This window comes from Oleiphilus sp. HI0117, from assembly GCF_001635235.1.
Map to the genome: position 1 here is coordinate 1 of NZ_LWGA01000718.1, position 3,722 is coordinate 3,722.

Sequence of the window (3,722 nt, forward strand, 5' to 3'; positions counted from 1 at the left end):
TGTTAGCGCATCATACAGCGTATCGCTAGTGTGGTGTTGATATTGTCTACTGATACCACTGAGCAAATTTCTGGCATAGATACTTTCTAATAGAGCCAAATTTTCCTGTGCAGACAAAGATATCGGCCTTTGCATAATCGCGGCATAACAGCCACTAGCATTATCACGTTGAAGACCAAGTTTGAGAAGCGAAAACTGATTCTTTGACCAGAAAGAAAGCAACTCGGTTGTCAGTCCAAATGCTGTAGTAAGACAATCAAGGTGTTTAGTTTTCGCGACTTGTAAAGCTTCTTCAATTAGTTGGCTACCGAGCCCTTGATTCTCGTATTCAGCGCGTACTGCAATACGCATTATACGCAATGAGTGTTGTTCCAGGTTTTTGATATCGCCAGAGAGGGTAGCAAGAGTCTGCGGAACTAAGTGGCCACGTAAGCGTCGCTTTCCTGCGAGGATCTCTTGTTGCAGAGTGCTTTCTAAAATCCCCCCTTCTCGTATTATCAGCATTGCTGAGATCAACTCACCTTGTTGCTCACTTTCTATATGATCTTTGAAACCACAAGCTAGCAACACACCGGGATGATCAAGTATAAGTCTTATATCGTCAGGGGAAGTTTGATAGTGAGCATTCACTAGCAATGAAATAACCTGCTCAAGGAGTTTAGGCTCGGAGGCTAGTTGCTGCTGTGAAGGCCAGAGCACGTTCATCTCTGTATGTTTGTTTTTTACACTACGTTTTTGGCTAAATGAATCGTCATTCAAGGATAAAAATAATAGCCGACTCATCCAATTTTCTAAGGGGTCATTCTCGGCCCAACGAACTGGCTGGCTTAGATGAATGCTTTTCCACTTGGGTGTTAGTAGGTCGAGTTGTTTCTTAAAACGAATTGCAAAGCCTTGACCATTGCCTTCGTAGCCATGGATGGTGCTTGAAAATACGATTCTAGAATAGTGCTTTAGTAGTTCACTCAATGTAGACGCTGGAATTCCGGCAGCTTCATCGATTAGCAGTAACTGGCACTCGGGCTTGGTAAGTAAGAGCTCATCAGGCGATATAAACTTCAGACAGTGAGAATAACTATCGTGGTTGCCACACTCATCTGTAATGTATTTTGAAAAGTGGAAGAATGCATTGGCACAAGCTCGTTTTGAGGGGGCTGTAATCAAAATAGATTTTTTATATTTGAGGGCCAACTTCGCCGCGGCAATGCCAAGCGCGCTGGTTTTGCCTCGTCCCCTATCGGCGGTGACGATCAGTGGCCGTCTACGGTGCCCTTCGACAACATGAGTGATTAGCTCAATTGCTTCGCGCTGGTCAGGTGTGGGTAGGGCCTGTACCTGAGTCGTCGCAGCCGCAGGAACAGCAGGAAGCTGAGACTGATTCTCTTGGCAAAATAGCAGACAATCCTGACTGTTAAAAAAGCTAATCAAACGCTGGAGAAAAAAGGTGTTTGTTTTAGATAACTCTGACTCGTCACTGCACATGCGGCGATAGTCTGGGTCAGGTGCTTTAGCCAAGTCAGCGAGAGGGGGCACCATGATGATAAATAAGCCTCCTCCGCGAACAAGTCCAGATGCTCCACCAAGTCCGTCCGGGCTTAAGCCATCGAAGCCATCCCAAAGCAACAGATTACAATCACCACCCAAGAGGCTTTTAACTTTATGTGCAGAAACAGACTTAAAGCCTTTAATAGGTTCGGAGGCGCTGATATAAATAGCCTCATTTATATCGCCGAAAAGCGAGTTGCTTTGAACCGTATCTAAACACCAATTCTTGTCGCCACTAAGCACTACGGGGTAGCGACAGAAAGACTGCTGGGCAGCGTCAAAAATATTGGAGAATAGCTTTTCAAGCATAGTGGCTTCTTAGTAAATAGGGCGATAAAGAATTTAAATGACCGGCAAGGACAAAAATTTAAGTAAACCTGTAATTTCAGAAGTATGTGTCTATGCTTGAACTAAAACAAGTCTTTGCATGTATCAGTGTCTTGACCTGTCATAGAGTAAGAGAGGAAGCGTTTTGAAAGAAAGTCAGAAACCGGGGAGAACGCAGTTCATTATGATGTTCTTTGCCTTTTCATTTGGCATGGTTCTAGCCAACCTCTTGGCTCAGAATGCTGCGCAGAAAGAAGTCGAAGAGCGCGCCCCTTTATTGGTTTATAAAGGCATTGATAAAAATCTCGAAGACCTGTCGCCAGAGTTTAAGGAACGTATTAGCAAGTTAGAGCGCGAGAGGCGCAGAACTCTCGAAATGGCCGCTTTGCAGATGCATATTTATCAGTATGCGAAAGATCATAAGGTGAGTGCTGAGCAGGCAGGCAAAACACTTTTTCCAAAGTCTGAATATGAAGTTGATAGTCAACGCGTGAGTGACTTTTATCATGCTAACCAGGAGCATATTGCCAAGCCTTTTTATCAAGTCGAGCAGGAAATTACGGCTCAGCTTGAATATCAAAGTGTGAAAAATCTAAAGGAGCAGTTGCTGGCATCGCTTCAAAAGAGTGGTGATTTGGCAATTCTTCCCAGTCAATAAGGTTTTTTAAACGATATTGGTCCATTGCAAGAGACCTTGGCTGGTTATCCTTTGTACGACCGACTATACTAGCGCCCGTTCAAATTTTGGGTATTGAATCTACGTTGTGAGCTATGTTGGACAAGTTATACCATAAGCAGAAGTTTGCTCAGGCAAGCATAGAGAGTATGTATCGAGTATTTACAGTACCCGAAGCACCAGACTCTACTCTTAGCCGTATTGATAAAGACGTTTCTAATAATCTTGCAGGATTTATGCAGGACCATATCGTCGCGGTCGAACATGATTTGCAAGAAATGGAAAAAGACTTTTCTGATCCCAGGATTCCTGAAAAGCCCATTTTTGTATCCGAACATACTCAATTTCTTCTAGATAAAATAGTTGCGCAGTCTGTTCACACCTCATCGCCTAGCTTCGTTGGTCATATGACCTCTGCTTTACCTTATTTCATGTTGCCGCTTTCCAAGATCATGATTGCGCTCAACCAGAACCTGGTAAAAACCGAAACCTCGAAAGCGTTTACGCCCCTAGAGAGACAGGTGCTCGGGATGTTGCACCGCCTGGTATACGCTGAAGACAGTGATTTTTATAGCAAGTGGATGCACGATGCAGGGCATGCATTGGGGGCAATGTGCTCAGGCGGCACCATTGCCAATATCACAGCTCTTTGGGCGGCTCGAAATTTAGCCTTTCCACCCGAAGGAAACTTCAAGGGCGTTGCCCATGAAGGCTTATTTCGAGCGATTAAGTACTATGGTTATGATGGTGCTGCAATCGTGGTCTCAAAAAGAGGGCATTACTCTTTTAGCAAAACAGCAGATATTATCGGCATAGGTCGAGATTACCTGGTTTCTGTAGAGACTGATGAGCATAACCGTATAGATCTGGAAGCCTTACGAGATACCTGCACTCGCTTGAAGAAAGAAAATATCTGCATAATTAGCGTGATTGGCATTGCCGGTACAACAGAGACAGGCAATATCGACCCTCTTGAAGAAGTGGCTGAAATCGCGCGCGAGTTTAAGGCTCACTTTCATGTCGATGCAGCCTGGGGTGGCCCGACATTATTTTCAAATGACTATCGCTCTTTATTAAAAGGCATCGAAAAAGCAGATTCTGTCACCCTGGATGCACACAAGCAGTTATATGTTCCGATGGGTAGTGGCTTGGTGGTGTTTAAGGACCCAAAGAA

The 3,722-nt window shown here is 44.4% G+C and carries 3 protein-coding genes; 2 read left to right on the forward strand and 1 reads right to left on the reverse strand.

Features of this window, described 5'->3' with window-relative positions; genetic code table 11:
- The coding region (locus A3757_RS10745; protein ID WP_068739587.1) for a GNAT family N-acetyltransferase at positions 1–1,854 on the reverse strand (1,854 nt) is incomplete at its 3' end.
- Between the two features lie 163 nt (positions 1,855–2,017).
- Between A3757_RS10745 and A3757_RS10750 the strand changes: the two genes are divergently transcribed.
- Positions 2,018–2,530, forward strand: a complete 513-nt coding sequence (locus A3757_RS10750) for a hypothetical protein (RefSeq protein ID WP_068510042.1) — start codon at positions 2,018–2,020, stop codon at positions 2,528–2,530.
- Positions 2,531–2,643: 113 nt separating this feature from the next.
- A partial coding sequence (panP, locus tag A3757_RS10755; protein WP_156506278.1) for a pyridoxal-dependent aspartate 1-decarboxylase PanP occupies positions 2,644–3,722 on the forward strand: 1,079 nt, incomplete at its 3' end.